Annotated in this window: 15 protein-coding genes; 6 read left to right on the top strand and 9 right to left on the bottom strand. The window is 71.2% G+C overall.

What is annotated here, in order from left to right; all coding sequences use genetic code 11:
* Positions 1-4: 4 nt before the first annotated feature.
* Positions 5-706 carry a TetR/AcrR family transcriptional regulator gene (locus IEY79_RS03365; RefSeq protein WP_189105757.1) on the bottom strand — a complete coding sequence of 234 codons (702 nt, stop codon included), beginning with the start codon at positions 704-706 and terminating at the stop codon, positions 5-7.
* A gap of 467 nt (positions 707-1,173) precedes the next feature.
* Here IEY79_RS03365 and IEY79_RS03360 point away from each other — a divergent pair, with 467 nt between their 5' ends.
* The 3 genes from IEY79_RS03360 (at position 1,174) to IEY79_RS03350 (ending at position 3,486) form a co-directional block, all read left to right on the top strand.
* Positions 1,174-1,842, top strand: a complete 669-nt coding sequence (locus IEY79_RS03360; protein WP_189105756.1) for a hypothetical protein — start codon at positions 1,174-1,176, stop codon at positions 1,840-1,842.
* 82 nt (positions 1,843-1,924) lie between these two features.
* A complete protein-coding gene (locus IEY79_RS03355; RefSeq protein ID WP_189105755.1) occupies positions 1,925-2,608 on the top strand; it encodes a class F sortase in 684 nt (227 codons plus the stop codon).
* 59 nt (positions 2,609-2,667) lie between these two features.
* Positions 2,668-3,486: a GNAT family N-acetyltransferase gene (locus tag IEY79_RS03350; RefSeq protein WP_189105754.1), complete on the top strand. Its 819-nt coding sequence runs from the start codon at positions 2,668-2,670 to the stop codon at positions 3,484-3,486.
* A gap of 21 nt (positions 3,487-3,507) precedes the next feature.
* On the opposite strand, the gene IEY79_RS03345 is transcribed toward IEY79_RS03350, so the two are convergent.
* From IEY79_RS03345 to IEY79_RS03330, 4 genes are all read right to left on the bottom strand, one after another.
* Complete coding sequence (locus IEY79_RS03345; protein ID WP_189105753.1) at positions 3,508-4,275, bottom strand: ABC transporter permease; 768 nt, start codon at positions 4,273-4,275, stop codon at positions 3,508-3,510.
* Complete coding sequence (locus IEY79_RS03340) at positions 4,272-5,207, bottom strand: ATP-binding cassette domain-containing protein (protein ID WP_189105752.1); 936 nt, start codon at positions 5,205-5,207, stop codon at positions 4,272-4,274. Before IEY79_RS03340 ends, IEY79_RS03345 begins: the two co-directional genes overlap by 4 nt.
* Before the next feature lie 114 nt (positions 5,208-5,321).
* Positions 5,322-5,990: a response regulator gene (locus IEY79_RS03335; protein ID WP_189105751.1), complete on the bottom strand. Its 669-nt coding sequence runs from the start codon at positions 5,988-5,990 to the stop codon at positions 5,322-5,324.
* Complete coding sequence (locus IEY79_RS03330) at positions 5,987-7,192, bottom strand: sensor histidine kinase (RefSeq protein WP_189106018.1); 1,206 nt, start codon at positions 7,190-7,192, stop codon at positions 5,987-5,989. Before IEY79_RS03330 ends, IEY79_RS03335 begins: the two co-directional genes overlap by 4 nt.
* A 374-nt stretch (positions 7,193-7,566) precedes the next feature.
* Here IEY79_RS03330 and IEY79_RS03325 point away from each other — a divergent pair, with 374 nt between their 5' ends.
* Positions 7,567-7,770 (top strand): cold-shock protein, encoded by a 204-nt coding sequence (locus IEY79_RS03325; protein ID WP_014061102.1) that lies wholly within the window; start codon positions 7,567-7,569, stop codon positions 7,768-7,770.
* A 385-nt stretch (positions 7,771-8,155) separates the two neighbouring features.
* Positions 8,156-9,685 (top strand): DEAD/DEAH box helicase, encoded by a 1,530-nt coding sequence (locus tag IEY79_RS03320; RefSeq protein WP_189105750.1) that lies wholly within the window; start codon positions 8,156-8,158, stop codon positions 9,683-9,685.
* 91 nt (positions 9,686-9,776) lie between these two features.
* On the opposite strand, the gene IEY79_RS03315 is transcribed toward IEY79_RS03320, so the two are convergent.
* Positions 9,777-10,088 carry an SCO5918 family protein gene (locus IEY79_RS03315; RefSeq protein WP_189105749.1) on the bottom strand — a complete coding sequence of 104 codons (312 nt, stop codon included), beginning with the start codon at positions 10,086-10,088 and terminating at the stop codon, positions 9,777-9,779.
* Positions 10,089-10,385: 297 nt separating this feature from the next.
* Between IEY79_RS03315 and IEY79_RS03310 the strand changes: the two genes are divergently transcribed.
* The gene (locus tag IEY79_RS03310) at positions 10,386-10,703 is read left to right on the top strand and encodes a hypothetical protein (RefSeq protein WP_189105748.1); all 318 of its coding nucleotides are present in this window, start codon (positions 10,386-10,388) and stop codon (positions 10,701-10,703) included.
* 132 nt (positions 10,704-10,835) lie between these two features.
* Here IEY79_RS03310 and IEY79_RS03305 read toward each other — a convergent pair whose 3' ends face one another.
* The 3 genes from IEY79_RS03305 to IEY79_RS03295 form a co-directional block, all read right to left on the bottom strand.
* A complete protein-coding gene (locus IEY79_RS03305) occupies positions 10,836-11,501 on the bottom strand; it encodes an endonuclease (protein ID WP_189105747.1) in 666 nt (221 codons plus the stop codon).
* A complete protein-coding gene (locus IEY79_RS03300) occupies positions 11,498-11,908 on the bottom strand; it encodes a hypothetical protein (protein WP_189105746.1) in 411 nt (136 codons plus the stop codon). Before IEY79_RS03300 ends, IEY79_RS03305 begins: the two co-directional genes overlap by 4 nt.
* Positions 11,909-12,182: 274 nt before the next feature.
* Complete coding sequence (locus IEY79_RS03295; RefSeq protein WP_189105745.1) at positions 12,183-14,858, bottom strand: SpoIIE family protein phosphatase; 2,676 nt, start codon at positions 14,856-14,858, stop codon at positions 12,183-12,185.
* Positions 14,859-14,920 lie beyond the last annotated feature (62 nt).

Below are 14,920 nucleotides of genomic sequence, written 5' to 3'. Positions count from 1 at the left end.
GCCCTCACGCTCCCTCGTCCGCCCGTACGGGGCCGGCTCCCGGCCCGGTGCGATGACCGATCGTGGCGAGCACGTGCTGGATCATCTCGTCCGCCACGACCTCACGGGGCACCGCGCCGCCGCTGCGGGCCCAGTGCGCCATCAGTTCGTTGATGGCGCCGATCAGGGCGACCATCGCCAGGGTGTAGTCACGCGGCACCGCCTCGCCGCGGCCGACGGCTCGGTCGGCCTCGCCGGTCAGGAAGTCCGTCCACAGACTGCGCCAGACCACCCGGTGGTCCTCCACGGCGCGGTTGACACCGATCACCTCGACGAAGGCGACCTTCGCGGACGCCGGATCGGCGGTCACCGCGCCGACGTACGCGCGCACCAGCGCGGTCACCCTCGTACGGGTGTCGGCCGTGTCCATGTCGGGACCGCCGAGGGCGGCGAGCGTCGCCTCCATGCCGGCTCGCGCGACCTCGTTGTGCAGCGCGATCAACAGCGCCTCGCGGCCCTCGAACTCCTGGTAGAACGCGCGGATCGACACGTGCGCCGTGGCACAGATCCGTTCGATCGACGTGCCCACATAGCCGCGCGTCGTGAAAAGGTCGGTCGCGGTTGTCAGCAGCCGCTCACGGCGCTGCGCCTTGCGCACGTGGCCGGCGCCGGTCTCCGCTCCGTCGAAACCGTCCGTGCCGTTGGCGGGGTCATCAGTCGACTCCATCCGCTCTCCCCGAATCACGCCATGCCCGAATCACGCCATGCCCGCGTCACGCCATGGCCCCATGGCGGAGTCACCGGTAAGAGTGCTTACCGAGCATGGCACGCACGGCCTGCCCGCCGGTCGGATTCCGCGAAATCCCGGAGCCGTACGTCACGGAAATCGCGCCACGCGCCCTCGCCAGCTCATACGTTCGAACCTGCGACGGTTTACTCCCGCCCGTTTCGCCACAGTCGCAACACCTGCCGCAGCCGTCTCACCAGCACAGGTGCTCGCCGGCAGAGCCGCCTCAGCGCCGGCGCCGTAACCCGAGTGCCCGTCCCGACAACCCGACTGGCGGGCAGGAGCGGGTCCCCGGGGTGCGCTGACAATTCATCACTTCTAGCGTCGGGAGCGCTGTGTGGCGCCTTCGGAATTCCCGCCGTGGCGCGCCTCCGACGTCCCGGGACCCCCTCACAAGTGGAGATCCGATGCGCAAGACAGGCCCCAGGGCCTCGGCCGCGATCGCGGGCGCCGCGGCCCTCGTTCTCGGAACGGGGTCGGCCGCGTTCGCGGGCGACGAGGCCGAGTTCGACTTCAGCGTCTCCCCCGAGGCGGTCGCGCCCGGCGGTGAGGTGACGATCCGGAGCAGCGGATGCCAGGCGTCGACGGTGACCGTGTCGTCGGGAGTGTTCGAGACCGTCACCCTCACCGAGGGCGAGGAGAAGTCGGCCACGGTCTTCGACGACGTGAAGGCGGAGGCCGAGTACGAGATCACCTTCGACTGCGGCGGTGTGATCCGCTCGGTGCCGCTGATGATCAAGTCCGCCACGACCGGCACGACCAACAAGCCGAACAAGCCAGACAAGCCGGGGAAGCCGAGCAAGCCCTCCCACTCGGCTGCGCCGCTCGACCCCCTCGACCCTCTGGAGCCCCTGGAGCCGCTGGAGCCACTCCGGCCGGAACCCCGGGAAACCCGGCCCCACAAGCCGCACGAGCCCCAGGCGGACGGCGCCCACAAGGGCGTGAAGGCCGGCATCGGTGGCAGCACCGACGGCGGGCCGAACACCGCCGGGCTGGCGGTCGGCGCCGCCGTCATCGCGGTCGCCATCGGCGGCGCGGTCCGTCTCGTCCGCAGCCGGCCGGTGAACGGCTCCTGACCACGTCCCCGCCCGTGGGTACGGGCGCGTCTCGCCGCGCGGCCGTACCCACGGGCCCGATCGCGGTGCCCGAGGACACGTGATGACGGAAACGGAAAGGCTCCGGGCCTCCCGGTGGTCGACGGTGGTACTGCTCCTGCTGGTCGGCATCTTCGTGGTGCGGCTCAGCAGCGAGGGGGAGCTCGTCCTCCCGCCGCAGCCCGCAGGCGCGGGATCCGCCGTGTCCGACGCCGACCGGGACGCGGACTCCGTCCCGATGCCACGCCCGGCCGGCACGGCCGCGAGGGCCGCGCCTCCCCTGCCGGGCTCCACCGCGACCCGGATCCGTATCCCCTCGGTACACGTCGACGCGCCCATGACGCGCGTGTCGCTGGACCCGGAGGGCTGGATCGACGCGCCGCCGCCCGGCAGACCGGATCTGGCGGGCCACTTCCGGGGGTCGGTGACACCCGGCGAGCAGGGCACCTCGGTGATCGTGGGCCATGTCGACACCGGCCGAGGCCCCGCCGTCTTCTACGACTTGGGCCGGCTCGCCAGGAACAGCCGCGTGGAGGTGGCGCGCGCCGACGGCACCACGGCCGTGTTCACCGTCTACGGCGTCAAGGGCTTCACCAAGCGCGGCTTCCCGGCCGCGAGCGTCTACCGCCTGACCGGGGCGCCCGAGCTGCGCCTGATCACCTGCGGCGGCGCCTTCAGCGAGAAGACCGGGTATCAGGGCAACGTCGTCGCCTTCGCCCGTCTCACCGAGACCCGCAAGGCGGCCTGACCGGCGGCGACGCGAAAAATCCGGTTGCGTCGCCGGCGGCGCTCCGCTGAGGTGGGCGGATGGACAACGAAGCCGTACGCGCCCTGTTCGACCGCCAGATGCGCAGAGAGGCCCCCGCCGACGGCCCCGGGGCAGTGGTCGAACGGGTCGGCGCCGTGGTCCGCCAGACGGCGGCCGGCGTCGGCGGACCCGGCGCACCCGGACCGGCCCCGGAAGCCGACGGCGGCTGGAACGGGGTCCTGTGGTCGGATCTGGACGAACAGTCGGCGGATGCCGCGATCGCGGAGCAGATACGTCATTTCACCTCCCTCGGCCTGGAGTTCGAGTGGAAGCTCTACTCCCATGACACGCCCCACGACCTCGCCCGCCGGCTGACCGCCGCCGGGTTCACTCCCGAACCGCCGGAGGCGCTGATGATCGCCGAGGCCGCCGGTCTGCCGAGCGAGGTCGAGGTGCCCGACGGGGTGCGGCTGGTCGCGGTGACCGACGCGGCGGGCGTCGAGCTGCTGGCCGAGGTCCACGAGCGGGCCTTCGGTACGGACCGTTCGCACATCCGCGAGCGGCTGCTGGCCCAGCTCGGCGCGGCGCCGGGGAGCGTCGCGGCGGCCGTCGCCATGGCCGGTGACGTGCCGGTGAGCGCCGCGCGGATGGAGTTGCCCACCGGCACCGAGTTCGCCGGTCTCTGGGGCGGCGGCACCGTCCCCGGCTGGCGCGGCCGGGGTCTCTACCGCGCCCTGGTCGCCTTCCGTACGCGTCTGGCCGCCGAACGCGGCTACCGCTATCTCCAGGTCGACGCGTCGGACCAGAGCCGCCCCATCCTGCGGCGGCTCGGTTTCGAGGAGCTGAGCACGACCACGCCGTACGTCCACACACCCTGACCCGCCGCGCCCGCGGACCGCTCAGACGTCGCGGCGGCGCAGCGCCCCGACGGCCACCAGGAGCAGCGCCGCCGTACAGCCGGCCACCAGCCACAGCGACGGCCAGGGCCCGAGACTGCCGACCGCTTCGGCCGTCGCGTCCGAGGTCTGCGTCAGCTTCTCCAGCGCGGCGGTCGGCGACAGGCCGGCGATCCAGCGCCGCGCGTCCCCGAACAGCGGACCGAAGAGGGACGGCAGCAGGAGCAGGCCGATGACGGTGGTGACGGCGCCGGCCGAGTGCCGTACGAGCGTGCCGACGGCCAGCCCCAGCAGACCCGCGACGGCGAAGGAGCCCGCGATGCCGAAGAGGGCCGGCAGCGGCTCCCCCGTCGCGTACCGGGCGGGCAGGAGCGCGTCCCCGGCCAGGACGGCGAGCGAGCAGGAGACCAGGGCGATCACGTACAGCAGGCCGGCGACGAGTGTCGCCTTGGCGGCGACGACCGTGGCGCGGCCCGGGTTGGCCGCGATTGTCGTACGGATGGTGCCGCTGCCGTACTCGCCGGTGATGGTCATCGCGCCGACGACGGCGGCGAGCATCTGAGCGACGACGGCCAGGGTGAGGCTGCCGCCGATGACCGTGTCGTCGTCCTGGAGGCTCCCGGTCGCGGCGACGAACACCGCCCCGGCGATCGGGACCACGGCGGTGGCTGCCGTCGTCCACACCGTGGAGCGCACGCTGCGGAATTTGATCCACTCGGCGGCGAGGGCCTGCCGGAATCCGGCCCGCGCGCCGATGATGTCGTTCGTCATCGGACCGCCTCCTTCCCGGACGCGGCCTCGCCGGCGCGGTACTCGGCCGAGTCGCCCGCGAGCGCCGTGTAGACCTCCTCCAGCGTGGAGTGGGCCGGGGTGAGTTCATGGACCGCGAGCCCGTGGTCGCGCGCCAGGTCGCCGATGGCGGTGGCATCGGTCCCGTCGACCCGCCAGCCGCCGCCGGGGTCCAGCCGGACACCCCAGCCCCTGGCCTCCAGCAGCGCCCGCAGCTTCTCGGGCTCCGGGGAGCGGACGAGCGTGTGCGACCGGGAGTTGGTGCGGATGAAGTCGCGCATCGTGGTGTCGGCGATGAGCCTGCCGCGGCCGATCACGATGAGATGGTCCGCGGTCAGTTCCATCTCGCTCATCAGATGGCTGGAGAGGAAGACCGTACGGCCCTGCGCGGCGAGGGACTTCATCAGTCCGCGGATCCACCGGATGCCTTCGGTGTCGAGGCCGTTGACGGGTTCGTCCAGGATGAGCACCTCGGGGTCACCGATCAGGGCGGCGGCGATCCCGAGCCGCTGTCCCATTCCCAGTGAGAAGCCCTTGGTCCGGGTGCGTGCCGTGTCGGCGGGCAGGCCGACGAGGTCGAGGACGTCGTCGACACGGCGTCCCGGAATGCCGTTGCTCGCCGCGAGGGCGGCGAGATGCTGGTGCGCGGAACGGCCGCCGTGGACGCCTTTGGCGTCCAGGAGCGAGCCGACGGTACGCAGGGGCGCGCGGAGGTCCGCGTAGCGCTTGCCTCCGACGGTGACGCGGCCGGCCGTCGGAGTGTCGAGCCCGAGGATCAGCCGCATGGTGGTCGACTTGCCCGCTCCGTTCGGGCCGAGAAAGCCGGTCACCCTGCCGGGCCGCACGGTGAACGACAGCTTGTCGACGGCGTTCCTGCCGCCGTATCGCTTGGTGAGTTCCGTTGCTTCGATCATGCTCCCGACGCTACGGAGCGGCCCGCCGGCCGACATCCGTCAGCCGGAGTCGGTGACTACTCCGGCGGGAGTAGCCGGGCGCCGGCCACCATCTCGTGACGGCGGGTACGGGTGTCAGCGCTCCCCCGCCCGCACCAGACCCGTCTCGTACGCGAGGACCACGAGCTGCGCCCTGTCCCGTACCCCGAGTTTGGTCATGGCGCGGCTGACATGCGTCTTGGCCGTCAGCGGGCTCATGATCAGCGCCGCGCCGATCTCGGCGTTGGAGAGGCCCGCCGCGACCAGCGCCACCACCTCGCGCTCCCGGTCGGTGAGCGGGGCCAGCCGCTCCGCGCCGAGCGCCTCGGGCGCCTTGAGTCTGGCGAACTCCTCGACGACGGAGCGGGTGACCGCCGCCGCCAGCAGGCTCTGTCCGGCGGCGACGGTGCGGATCGCCGCCCGCAGTTCGTCGGGCTCGATGTCCTTGAGCAGAAACCCGGCCGCGCCGTGCCGCAGCGCCTCGAAGACATAGGAGTCGACCTGGTACGTGGTGAGCATGACGACCCGGATCGCGTCGAGGGCGCGGTCCGCGGCGATACGGCGGGTGGCCTCGATGCCGTCGATGCCGGGCATCCGGATGTCCATGAGCACGACGTCCGGCCGGGTGGTGCGTACCGCTTCCACCGCCCTGATGCCGTCCGCGGCCTCGGCGACCACCACGAGGTCGTCGGTCAGATCGAGCAGTGCCCGGAACCCCGCGCGTACGACGCTCTGGTCGTCGGCCAGCACCACCCGCACGGTCATGACGGCGTCTCCGACCGCTCGGGGCGCTGTCCGGCGGGCAGCCAGGCGCGTACGAGGAAACCGCCGCCGGGCACCGGTCCGTACTCGACGCCACCGCCTGCCGCGACCGCGCGCTCCCGCATCCCGATCAGCCCGAACCCGCCATGCCCGTCCGGCCGTTCGCCCGGTCCCGCTCCCCGGGCCGCCCCGTCGTTCGCGATCTCCACGATCAGCCGGTCGTCGCGGCGGACGACGGAGACCGCGGCGCGGCGGGCGCCCGAGTGTCTGACGACGTTGGTCAGGGCCTCCTGCACGATGCGGTGGACCGCGAGTTCGGCCATCGGCGACAGCCCGTCGAACTCCCCCTCCTGCCGCATCACCAGTTCGACCTCACCGCCGTCGAACCGCTCGACCAGCTCTCCGAGTCTGTCGATCCCGGGCACCGGGGCCGTCGGCTCGTCGTCCCCCTCGCGCAGCACCGTGACCGTCACGCGCAGTTCGCGGACGGCTTCCCTGCCCGAGTCACGCACCTGGCGCATCGCCTTCCTGGAGATCTCCGGCCGCCCGTCGAGCGCGTCGAGGGCCACGCCCGCCTGAACGGTCATCGCCGTCACCGTGTGGGCGACGATGTCGTGCAGTTCGCGGGCGATACGTACCCGCTCCTCGTGGACCCGACGCGCCGCCTCCCGCTCCCGGTCCCGCTCCGCGCGGGCCGCCCTGGCCTCGTACTCGTGCAGCAGTTCCCGCCGTGTACGGACCGCTTCGCCGAGCAGCAGGGGTACGAGCGGCCAGACCAGCTCCAGCACCGGCAGCCCCTGCGGGTTGGCCACGTCGTGCCCCACCCGCAGCGCCACCGCGCCCGAGACGACGGCGGCCACGGCCCCGGTCCACACCGTGCGCCGCCGGTCGCCGAGGACGGCCACCGTGTAGAGCGCCACTATCACCGGCAGGTTCAGCAGCTCCCCGATGTGCCCGTACAGCGCCCAGCCGGCGCAGGCGGCACCGGTGACCGTGACGACCAGCACGGGTCTGCGGCGCCTGGCGACCAGCGCGAGGACCGAGACGGCGACGAGCAGCCAGGTGAACCAGTCGGCCTGCCGGTAATCGGGATCGTTCACGGCGGCGTCGGACGCGGTGAACAGGCCCACGCCGGCCGCCACCAGCAGATCGGCGGCGAGCGGCGGCACCGCCCTGACACGGAGAAGCACGCGTTCGAAGGTCATCTCGCGGTTCACGCCGTTCACGCTAGGCGGCCCCGCGGTGCCCCGCATACGTCGGCGGGAGTAGCCGCGGGGTGAAGGACCGGAAAATATTCCCCGTTCGTGGTTCCGGAAAAATTCTCCGGCGACCCGCGCGATTTTCTGGTACGCCGCACAGGATCGACAAGACGTCCCGTACTCGTCCGCATGCACCGTGCTACTGTAGTCATCAGTTGCAGTTGTGGTTCCCGAAGACTTCAAGTGCTCTCGCCGACTTTATGTGTCGGTGGGCGCGCTTTTGTATTTCCGGTTATTTTCCGGACGGGGCAATCATCTCAGGCGACGTGGGGTTCGCACAGTGCGAGCCCCCGGGCAGCATTGCCCTGAAGGAGATCAAAATGGCTAGTGGCACCGTCAAGTGGTTCAACGCGGAAAAGGGTTTCGGCTTCATCGAGCAGGACGGCGGCGGCGCTGACGTCTTCGCCCACTACTCGAACATCGCCGCCCAGGGCTTCCGTGAGCTGCAGGAGGGCCAGAAGGTGAACTTCGACGTCACGCAGGGCCAGAAGGGCCCGCAGGCGGAGAACATCGTTCCCGCCTGACGTTGAGGCGTTAGACGTAGCTGGGGCCCGCACCTTGCGATGCGGGCCCCGGCTACGTTGCTTTTTCTCCGGGGCCCGCCCGGTGCGCGTGACACATTGGAGTGTGGCGCGGGACCAGGTTTCTCCTCGCTGTCCTGACGGCCGGCCGACACATCTGAACCGATGTCGGCCCCGCACCGGACTGCCGGGCCCCCACACGTGAGCGACCTGTCGCTCACAGGCTCACGCCCGGTGCACTCCGAGCAATTATCAGGTGCCGATTCACGGCGTTTCACGTCCCGGCACTGTTCTGTGTTTGTTTTCCCCCGGCTCGTTCTTGCGATTCTTTGCGCGGTCATTCTGCCCAAGAGTTCCTCGATACGTGCCGCATCGAGAGAGGTTCAGCATGAACCGCACGCCTCGCACGAATGACCGTTACTCACGTACCCGCTCCGGCGGCTCCGGCGGTGGCGGCAGCCGCTTCCGCCCCGGATCGGGCTCCGGCGGCCGGTCCGGTTCATCCGGCCGGTCGGGTGGCGGCTACGGCCGTCGTCCCGCCGCCGTACAGGGCGAGTTCGCCCTGCCGGTCACCGTCACCCCCGCGCTTCCCGCGGTGTCGACCTTCGCCGAGCTGGACATGCCGTCGCCGGTGATGACGACGCTCACCGGCCTCGGCGTGACGGAGCCGTTCCCGATCCAGGGGGCGACACTGCCCAACTCGCTCGCCGGACGCGACGTGCTCGGGCGCGGTCGCACCGGTTCCGGCAAGACCCTCGCCTTCGGCCTGGCGCTCCTCGTCCGGACCGCCGGCCAGCGTGCCCAGCCGAGGCAGCCGCTGGCGCTCGTTCTCGTACCGACCCGGGAACTGGCCCAGCAGGTCACCGACGCGCTGACGCCGTACGCCCGTTCGCTGAAGCTGCGGCTCGCCACCGTCGTCGGCGGAATGTCGATCGGCCGTCAGGCCGGGGCGCTGCGTGTCGGCGCCGAGGTCGTCGTCGCGACCCCGGGGCGGCTCAAGGACCTCATCGAGCGCGGTGACTGCCGGCTGGACCGGGTCGCCATCACCGTCCTCGACGAGGCCGACCAGATGGCCGACATGGGCTTCATGCCGCAGGTGACCGAACTCCTCGACCAGGTACGGCCCGAGGGCCAGCGGATGCTGTTCTCGGCGACGCTGGACCGCAATGTCGACCTGCTGGTCCGCCGCTATCTGAACGACCCGGTGGTGCACTCCGTCGACGCGGCCGTCGGCACCGTCACCACCATGGAGCACCACGTCCTGCATGTGCAGAACGCGGACAAGTACGCGACCACGACGGAGATCGCGGCGCGCGACGGCCGGGTGCTGATGTTCCTGGACACCAAGCACGCCGTCGACCGGCTGACCGAGCACCTGCTGAACAGCGGCGTACGCGCCGCCGCGCTGCACGGCGGCAAGTCGCAGCCCCAGCGCACCCGGACGCTCGCCCGGTTCAAGACGGGTCATGTCACGGTGCTCGTGGCGACCAACGTCGCGGCGCGCGGGATTCACATCGACAATCTCGACCTCGTCGTGAACGTCGACCCGCCGAGCGACCACAAGGACTATCTGCACCGTGGCGGGCGTACCGCGCGCGCCGGGGAGTCCGGCAGCGTCGTCACACTCGTGCTGCCCAACCAGCGTCGCGAGATGACCCGGCTGATGGCCGACGCGGGCATCGTCCCGCAGGTCGCCCAGGTGCACTCGGGCGAGGCCGAGCTGACGCGGATCACCGGGGCGCAGGCGCCCTCGGGTGTTCCCGTGGTCATCTCCACGCCCGTGTCGGAGCGTGCCAAGAGCGGTTCGGGGAGCCGTGGCCGCAGCCGTCCGGCCCAGGGCCGCAGGTCGTCGGGGGCCGGCGCGTCCGGTGGCCGGTCGGGCGCGGGGCGCCAGTCGTCGCGCAGCTGGTCCGCGTAGGTTCACCCGGGCCCAAGAGGTCCGGACAGGGAGAGGGCCCCGTCACCGGTCGGTGACGGGGCCCTCTCCGTATGCCGTGCGGGTGCTCCGGTCAGTTCTGCGCGGGGCTGCCGAGCATCGCCGACGCCGTCTCCATCGGGGTGGACTCCTCCACCGGGGCGGGGACGGGGGCGGTGCTGCGGCAGGTGAAGCCGAGACGGGTGAGCGCGCGGGTCACCTCGGAGGAGGAGAAGTCACGCCGGTCCTGGCGGGTGATCACCTCACCCACCTGCTTCACCGGATACGTACGGCGGCCGATGATGACGGACTCGCCCTCGACCGGCTCGGGCTTGATGCCCTTCATCGCCAGCTGCACCTCGCTCTTGACCAGATCGAAGGGAAAACGGGCGATGACGCAGCGCATAGTGCCTCGGCAGGGAGAAGGGGGATACGGAGTCTCCAGCATCCCACACCGAACGCCCGCCCGGAAGCGAAACCTCCCCCGCCTGCCTGGGCAGATGTTCGGAGCATAAGTACGCACCGGAATCCGATTCCCGGAAAATGGAAGCGGAAATGGCTTGTCGCCGGGGATCGGGCGGGAGGAAATCCGGACGGTGATCCGGATCCGGTAGGTGATCGAGGCGGAAAACGGGGCAGGTCACATGGGTGGGGCGCAGCAGCCCACCCCGTACCGCGGGGGCCGTCAACGCCAGGAGTTCGCATGACCGCGTACGTCATTACCGTCCCGGGCACCTTCCTGCGCACGCTCGACGCCGACTCCCGCGCGGCGCTGCTGCGTGCGCTGCGGCCGGCCGATCCACAGCACACGGCTCTGGGTGAGGCCGAGGAGCTGGACATGCTGACGGTCAACGAGGGCGGCACGTTCAGCGTCCGGCTGGAGATCGAGGCGGACAACAGGCGGGGCGCCGAGGCCGAGGCGAAGAAGGTGGCGGGCGCGGCGCTGAGCGAGGCCGGCTTCTCGGCGGACGAGGCTCCGCTGGGACCGGCGTTCGTCACGGGTATCGACAGCGAGTACTGACCGTCCGCGGGGCCCGTCGCCAAGGGCCGTCCCGTCATCCCCGGCGGGCGCACGACGACAGCTGCGGCGCCTCGCAGGCTGGTGGATCGCCGGAATACGCCCGGTGATCCACCGGGGATCACGGGACAGCCCTCAGGCGGCGGATCTCGCCTCCTGTCGGGCCTCCCGCAGGGAGTCCTCGACGATGTCATCGTCCAGGGACGCGCGTACCAGCGCGGCCGCGAGGGTGGCGGGGCCCTCGTCCCCGGCCAGCCGGGCGAGCCTGGTCGCGTCGTTGCCGAGTCCGAGACGTTCGGCGCCGTGCAGCGCCCTGATGTCGAAGTAGGGCACCACCTCGGGCCAGACGGCCTGGACCTCACGCAGGAAGATGTCCGCCCCGACGGGTCCGATGCCCGGCATGTCCTGGAGGAGATGGCGCAGGACCGGCACATCTCCGTCGGCCTCGGCGCGCATGCGGCGCAGGTCGCCGTGCCATCGCCGGATCAGCAGCTCCGCGCCGTCGGCGAGCCGGGTCGATGTGCTCTCGTCGTAGCGGCGGTAACCGCCCCGTCCGAGGGCGTCCACGCGCTGCTGCCAGGTCGCGTCGAGCATCCGGCGCGGATTGCGCAGGCCCGCGTCGCGCAGGGCGCGCAGCGTGGCGACAGCGGTGCCGGCCCGGATGGGGGCGCTCAACAGGAGGGCCAGGACGAGCAGTTGGTACAGGGGCTGGGGGGTGTCACGCAGTCTGATGCCGGCGTCCGCGGCGTAGGTGCCGCCGTGGGAGTGGAGCAGTGCGTCTACGACGGTGCGCTGTTTCATCGGAACCTCAGGGGGGTCGTCCGGGCCCCGCGGGGCGGGCCGGTGTTGTTGCGGCCCACGGGGCGCGGGGTTCCGTAGGCACGGCGCCGGGCGGAGCGCCGTACGGCTTCCGCGCGTGCCTTGGCGAGGCGGATCTCCTCCGCCCCGATCTCCTCGGCACGGATCTCCTCGGCACGGATCTCGCCGGAGCGGAGACCTTTACCGAGAGGGTCGGCCTTCGTGTCCGACACAGGGGGCGGTGAGTCCCGGGACTCCTCCGAGGGGGTGTCCGTCGCTTCGCCCTCGGCCGGCAGTGGCGCGCGCAGATGCGGCAACAGGAATTCCTCCATGCGTCCGAGCCCCACCGTGATCAGCAGCATCACAGCCGGAAACACCAGGGAGATCAGTACGGCCGACAGCAGCCCCATAACCCAGTCCCTTTCTCTTCCCGGCCGGATGCGCGACCGGATTGAGCGGTGCCGGCGGGAGAACGCCGACCTGAGATGCGCGTGGAACACGCGGGCAGTCGTTTGCGGTCGGTGCTTCGCACACGTATGCCGGGCGATACCACGTCTGTTGGAGTTCACACTGACGTGCCTGATTCGCACTATTGGCAAGCCTATGGCGTCCGCACGGACCTCGCTCGTCGGCTCCCGTACGGCCCAGTCCGAGTTGACAGACGGGCGGGCCGTCCCGCCGGCCTCAGGTATTGAGGATCGGCTGCTCCGTCCAGATGACCTTGCCCTCAGCGCTGTAGCGCGTGCCCCAGCGCTCCGCGAACTGGGCGACGAGGAAGAGTCCGCGGCCCCCCTCGTCGGTGCCGGCCGCCTGGCGCAGGTGGGGCGAGGTGCTGCTGTGGTCGGACACCTCGCAGATCAGGCTGCGGTCGCGGATCAGCCGTACCCGGATGGGCCCGGACGCGTAGCGGATCGCGTTGGTGACGAGTTCGCTGAGGATCAGCTCGGTGGTGAACGCCTCTTCGACCAGGCCCCACTCCGTCAGTCTGCGCGTGACGTCGGCCCGCAGTCTGCCCACGGCGGCGGGGTCGGCGGGAATCTCCCAGTCGGCGACGTGCTCGCTGTCCAGTACGCGTGTACGGGCGACCAGCAGGGCGATGTCGTCGCGCGGGGTCTCGGGCAGCAGGGCCTGGAGGACCGCGTCGCACGCCTGCTCGGGGGTCCGGTTCGCCTGGGCGGCGAGCGTGCTGCGCAGCAGCGTCAGGCCCTCGTCGATGTCGCGCTGCCGGTCCTCGACGAGACCGTCGGTGTACATCACCAGCCGGCTGTTCTCCGGCAGGTGGAGCTCAAGCGTCTCGAAGGGCAGTCCGCCGAGCCCGAGGGGCGGGCCGCCGGGCACGTCGGCGAACACCGCCGTGCCGTCCTCGTGTATGACGACGGGCTGGAGGTGGCCCGCCCGTGCCATGGAGCAGTTCCCGGACACCGGATCGTAGATCGCGTACAGGCAGGTGACGCCGGTGACTTCGGCGTCGGCCTCGTCGACGGCCTCGTCCTGGTCGATGCGGGTGACCAACTCGTCCAGGTGCCAGAGGAGTTCGTCGGGCGGCAGGTCCAGGGTGGAGAAGTTGTGGACGGCGGTGCGCAGCCGGCCCATGGTGGCGGCGGCGTGCAGACCGTGGCCGACGACGTCGCCGACGACGAGCGCCACCCGGGCGCCGGGCAGGGGGATGATGTCGAACCAGTCGCCGCCGACGCCGCCGAGCCCGCCGAGTCCGGCCTGGGCGGGCAGATAGCGGTACGCGACATCGATGGCGCTCAGGGCGGGAAGGCCGCGCGGCAGCAGGCTGCGCTGGAGCGTGACGGCCATGGTGTGCTCTCGGGTGTACCGGCGGGCGTTGTCGACGCTGACGGCCGCCCTGGCGACCAGTTCCTCGGCGACCGAGAGGTCTTCGCCCTCGAAGGCCTCCGCGCCCCCGGCGCGCCAGAAGGTGGCCACGCCGAGAATGACGCCCCGCGCCTGCACGGGGACGGTGATCATCGAGTGGATGCCCTCTTCGTCCACGAGCTTCCTGGCGCGTTCGGGGTGCTGTTTGTGCCAGCCCGAGAACGCGGCGAGATCCGGGACCAGGATGGGCTCGCCGTTCATGATGGCGTCGCTGATCGGGGCGGCGGGGTCGAAGTGGATCAGCTCGCCGAGCGGGTAGAGCGAGGTTTCGTCGTCCGGGCCGCTGAAGGCCGTGCGGCGCATGTCCAGCACGACGGTGGTCGGCTCCTCGCCGCGCAGGACGGCTTCGGCCAGGTCGACGGACGCGAAGTCGGCGAAGTTGGCGGCCGCGAAGTCGGTCAGTTCCTCGCAGGTGCGGACCACGTCCAGGGTCGTACCGATCTCGGTACCGGCGTCGTACAGCAGCCGCAGCCGTCCCCGGGCCACGTCGGCCTTTCCGGTGAGCGCCTGGAGCTCGGTGGTGTCGCGCAGGGTGGTCACGCTGCCGGGCGGGCCGCCGTCCTGGTCCGTCGGGCGCTGGCTGATGGCGAGCAGCCGCTGGCCGACGGGATGGACCTCGTCGGTCGCCGTCCGGCCGGAGCCCAGCAGCGTCCCCGTGTCCGGGTCGAGACCGAGTTCGGTGATCGCGCGGCCTTCCACGTCCGCGGGCAGGTCGAGCAGTCTGCGGGCCTCGTCGTTGGCCAGCAACAGCTTGCCGTCCCCGCCGACGATGATCACTCCTTCGCGCACGGCGTGCAGGACCGCGTCGTGATGCTCGTACATACGGGTCATCTCGGAGGGTCCGAGCCCGTGTGTCTGGCGGCGCAGCCGTCGGCTCACCAGGGCCGTGCCGCCCATGGTCAGGAGGAGCACACCGCCCGCGGCGCCGAACAGCAGCGGGAACTCGTCCTCCACCACCGCGCTCACGCGTTTGATGGTGATGCCCGCCGAGACGAGCCCGATCACCTTGCCGCGCGCGTCGGTGACGGGGACGATTGCCTGCACCAGGGGACCGATGGTGCCGGTGATCTGCTCGGTGGTGACATGCCCTCGCAGGGCCGGCTGCAGATTGCCGACGAACTTCTTGCCGACCCTGTTGGGAATCGGGTGGGTGTAGCGGATTCCCTTGGTGTTGAGGACGACGATGAAGTCCACGCCCGAGCGTTCCCTGGCCAACTCGGCGGGTCTGCGCAGGACCTCGGCGGGATTGGGGTTCTTCAGCGCGGCCTGGATGCCCGGAGAGTTCGCGAAGGTCGCGGCCACGGCCACCGAGCGGTTGCGGGCCTCGCGCTCGCTGTCGGTACGTCCCTGGAGCACAAGCGCGGCGGAGGCGGCGGCGACGAGCAGAACGACGATCGCCACCTGAAGGAGAAAGACCTGGCCTGCGACTGTCCTCATCTTCAGAACGGAGCGCCGGCGGCCGTCGCGTCCGGCCATGAACCCTTTCTACACCTCTCTCAGATGGTGGGCGAGCCACGCGGGCAGGCAGGCGGTCTTGA

Source organism: Streptomyces camponoticapitis, from assembly GCF_014646115.1.
In the GTDB taxonomy this organism is placed as follows: domain Bacteria; phylum Actinomycetota; class Actinomycetes; order Streptomycetales; family Streptomycetaceae; genus Streptomyces; species Streptomyces camponoticapitis.
The sequence above is the reverse complement of the archived record's forward strand: the minus strand, read 5'-3'. Positions and strand labels throughout refer to the sequence as shown.